4 protein-coding genes are annotated in these 3,833 nt (G+C 70.4%); 1 reads left to right on the forward strand and 3 read right to left on the reverse strand.

Going from position 1 to position 3,833, the window contains the following annotated elements; genetic code table 11:
• Positions 1-216 precede the first annotated feature (216 nt).
• The 3 genes from G6023_RS03935 to G6023_RS03945 form a co-directional block, all read right to left on the reverse strand.
• Positions 217-1,041 carry a thioesterase family protein gene (locus tag G6023_RS03935; protein ID WP_182634143.1) on the reverse strand — a complete coding sequence of 275 codons (825 nt, stop codon included), beginning with the start codon at positions 1,039-1,041 and terminating at the stop codon, positions 217-219.
• 22 nt (positions 1,042-1,063) lie between these two features.
• The gene (locus tag G6023_RS03940; protein ID WP_182634144.1) at positions 1,064-2,266 is read right to left on the reverse strand and encodes a fatty acid desaturase family protein; all 1,203 of its coding nucleotides are present in this window, start codon (positions 2,264-2,266) and stop codon (positions 1,064-1,066) included.
• Positions 2,267-2,359: 93 nt separating this feature from the next.
• Positions 2,360-3,388, reverse strand: coding sequence for an LLM class flavin-dependent oxidoreductase (locus tag G6023_RS03945; RefSeq protein WP_154830143.1), 1,029 nt, complete (start codon positions 3,386-3,388; stop codon positions 2,360-2,362).
• A gap of 167 nt (positions 3,389-3,555) precedes the next feature.
• Between G6023_RS03945 and G6023_RS03950 the strand changes: the two genes are divergently transcribed.
• On the forward strand, positions 3,556-3,833 hold a 278-nt coding region (locus tag G6023_RS03950; RefSeq protein WP_241727671.1), incomplete at its 3' end, for a hydroxyethylthiazole kinase.

Raw genomic sequence — 3,833 nt, forward strand, 5'->3', positions numbered from 1 at the left:
CCGGCGCCCGCCAGTCGGTGGGCCAGGCGGCCGGGCGGCCCCGCAGCGACCAGCGTCGCCGCTCCACCCGCACCGCCGGCTGACCTGAGGGGAGGCACCCCTCCCCTCCCCTCCCCTCCCCTCCCGGAAATCCGCTACTCGGAATCCGGATCGGCTACTCCAATCGGACTAGCCGATCCGGATTTCGAATAGCGGATTTTTGCGTTGGGGCGCCGGTCAGCCGAAGACTGTGATGGTCTGCCGGCTGATCGCCACCAGCTCGCCGTCCGGCCGCCACAGCATCGCGTGGGTGTGCGCGTAGCCGTCACGGGCGGTATCGGTGGCGGCGGCGTATCCGAGCATAGAGTCGGCCGGGAACGCCTCCGGGCCCACCTCGGCGATCAGCTCCAGCGTCCACGTCAGGCTGCTGCCGGGCGCGAACCCGTCGAGCATCTGGATGGGAGCCGGCGGCCACGCGTCGGCCAACACCACCAGGTGCTCCTCCTCGAACCGCTCCGGAGTCTCGCGCAGCGACGCCCACCCGGACAGGTCGGCCGTCTCGGAACCGGAGAACGGCAACTGGCCGCCGACCTGCCGCAGCTCGACAAACTGGTAGAACTCCGGCGTCAGCTTCTCGATGTAGGGGAACGCCTCGATCGCCGTCGGATCGCCCAGCGCCGGCATCGGATGGGCGGGCGCGACCGAGATCGACGACTGCCGGTGCTTGCCGAACGCGGCCAGCGCGGTCGCGACGATCGCGCCCTCCTGCCGAACGGTCGCCTGGCACTGGACGACGTTGGAGCCCACGCGCAGGATCTCGGCGTCGACCTCGACGGGGCCGGTCGTCGCGGGGCCGATGAACGACACGGTGATTGCCCTCAGTGGGTGGACGACGGGGGCCGAGCCGTCTCCGGTGTCCCGGCTGCGCAGGCACCCCTTCATCGCGGCGAGCAGCAGGGCGCCGGTCAGGCCCCCGAAGATCGCCCTGCCCTGCGTCCAACCCTGCTCGACCTCGACGGTCCCGCCGCGCGCAGCGGCCTCCAACATGTTCGTCAGCGACATGCGGTCATTCTGTCACCGGGGGTCAGCGGCTCTGGTGGGCGCGTCCCTTCCGGACCCCGGCCAGCGCAGTGGCCAGGCCGGGCATGCGCGGCCCGAGGGCGAACATTTTCTCGCTGCGGGTCTCCGGGGCGTTGTCGGCGGTGCGGCGCAGGTAGCGGTCCGGCAGGGACAGCCGCGCGATGGTGCGCCACGACTGCAGGTACTGCTTCCACAGCGGCCCGCTGACGTACGGCAGGTCGTATCGCTCGCACAGTTCGCGGACCTTGAGCGAGATCTCCGAGTACCGGTTGGACGGCAGGTCCGGGAACATGTGGTGCTCGATCTGGAACGACAGGTTGCCGGACATGAGGTTCATCGCCGGGCCGCCGTCGAGGTTGGCGCTGCCGAGCATCTGCCGCAGGTACCACTCCGCCTGCGTCTCGGTCTCGATGTCCGACAGGGTGAACTTCTCGGCGCCGTCGGGGAAGTGCCCGCAGAAGATCACGGCGTTGGTCCAGATATTGCGGATGATGTTGGCCGTGATCGTGGCGGTGAGGGCCTGGCGGCCGCTCGGTCCGGCGAGCACCGGGAACAGGATGTAGTCCTTGAGGATCTGCTGGCCGGCCTTGCGCAGGAACGCGCTGGCCCGGCGGCGGTCGGCCGGGGACGCGTCGCGGTCGAACGCGTCGGCCGTGTCGACCGCCTGCAGGCCGATGCCCCACTCGAAGCCGAGCATGAGGACGGCGTTGACGAGGATGTTCCCGGCGAACCGGGGCTCCCAGGGGATGTCCCGGGTCACGCGCAGGACACCGAACCCGACGTCGTCATCGATGCCGACGATGTTGGTGTACTTGTGATGCAGGTAGTTGTGGGTGTGCTTCCAGTCGGCGGAGCTGCCGACGAGGTCCCACTCCCAGTTGGTCGAGTGGATCTCCGGATCGTTCATCCAGTCCCACTGGCCGTGCATGATGTTGTGGCCGAGTTCCATGTTCTCGAGGATCTTGGCCACGGCGAGTGTGCCGGTCCCGAGGGCCCACACGGTGCGGTTGCGGGCGCCGAGGTACAGCAGCGCGCGGGCACCGAACTCCAGGCCTCGCTGGAGTTTGATGATGCTGTGGATGTAGCGGTAGTCGCGCTCACCGCGGGAGGCGATGACCTCGGCGCGGACAGCGTCGAGCTCCCGCCCGAGCTCCTCTATCTGATCGGAGCTGAGGTGGGCGTATTCGCCGACATCGGAGATCGCCATGAGTTCAGGATAGGCCGGTTCGGGTGCCCGCGGCTACGGCTGCGGGTCCGGCCGCCCTGCTTTCGTGATCAAGGGCACCCGATCCGACCGGCGTCAGTCACTCCAGGCGCGGCGCAACACTTCCAGGGAGCCGTGGATCCGCTCGACCGTCGATCCCACCGGCGCGATCATCAGTTCGTCGGCCCCCGCCGTGCGCGCGAAGTCGGTGAGGTACTCGCGCACCGCCGGCCCGTCGCCGACCGCCGTGTAGTGGATCATGTGCAGGATCTGGCGACCGCCGGCGGACTCCATGATCATGTCGAGTTCCTCGTCGGAGAACTCGCGTCCGCGGCCGGCCATGAGCTTGACCCGCTGGCGGCGGTACCACTGCAGTTCGCGTTCGGCCCGCTCGGTGTCGTCGTCGGCCACCACGTTGACGGCGGCGATCATGTACGGCTCGGCCAGCTGCTCGCTGGGCTGGAAGCGCTCGCGGTAAACCTGCGAGGCCTGTTCGAGGGCGTCGGGCGCGAAGTGCGAGGCGAACGCGTACGGCAGCCCGTAGGCGGCGGCGAGCTGCGCGCCGAACAGGGACGAACCGAGGATGTACAGCGGCACCTTGGTGCCCCGCCCGGGGATGGCCGCGATCCCGCGCGTGCGGGCGAAGTCGGAGGGCGAGTCGCCGAGGAACGCCTGCAGTTCGCGGACGTCGTCGGGGAAGTTCTCCGCCGCCGACGGTTCGCGGCGCAGCGCACGCAGGGTCTGCGGGTCGGTGCCGGGGGCGCGCCCCAGGCCGAGGTCGATGCGTCCGGGGTGTAGCTCGGCGAGGGTGCCGAACTGCTCGGCGATCACGATCGGCGAGTGGTTGGGCAGCATCACGCCGCCGGAGCCGAGCCGGATCCGCTCGGTTTGCGAGGCGATGTGCGCCATGAGTACCGCCGGCGCCGAGGAGGCGATGGACGGCATGTTGTGGTGCTCGGAGTACCAGACCCGCTCGTAGCCCAGTTCCTCCGCCTTCTGCGCCAGCGCCACCGAATCCTGCAGTCCCTCCCCGATGCTCTGGCCGGGGCGGACGGTCGCGAAGTCGATGACGGACAGAGGCAGGGCGGCACTGGACTGGGGGGAGCTGGTCTCGGGGGAGGTCATGCCCCGTGCAACCCGGGCCCCCGGCAGGCTATTCCTGTTGGCGCCCGGGCGGGGGCGGCAGACTGGGGGGCATGTCCCCCGCTGCTGACCGCCCCGCTGACCGCCCCACCGACAGCCCCGACAGCCCCGCCGGCCGTCCCGTCGACCTCGCCCGCCTCGTGTCCGTGATGCGCGAGACCGGCCCGCTCGTGCACTGCCTGACCAACTCGGTGGTCCGGCAGATCACCGCGGACGTGCTGCTCGCCGCCGGGGCGGCGCCCGCGATGGTCGACCACCCCGACGAGGCCTCCGATTTCGCCGCCATCGCCTCCGGCGTGCTCATCAACGTGGGCAACCCGACGGCCGAGCAGGTCGAGGGCATGCACGCCGCGATCGCCTCCGCCCGCGCCGCCGGCACCCCGTGGGTGCTGGACCCGGTGGCGGTCGGCGGTCTGGTCCTGCGGAC

This window comes from Dietzia sp. DQ11-71 (assembly GCF_014144995.1).
Lineage (GTDB): Bacteria > Actinomycetota > Actinomycetes > Mycobacteriales > Mycobacteriaceae > Dietzia > Dietzia kunjamensis.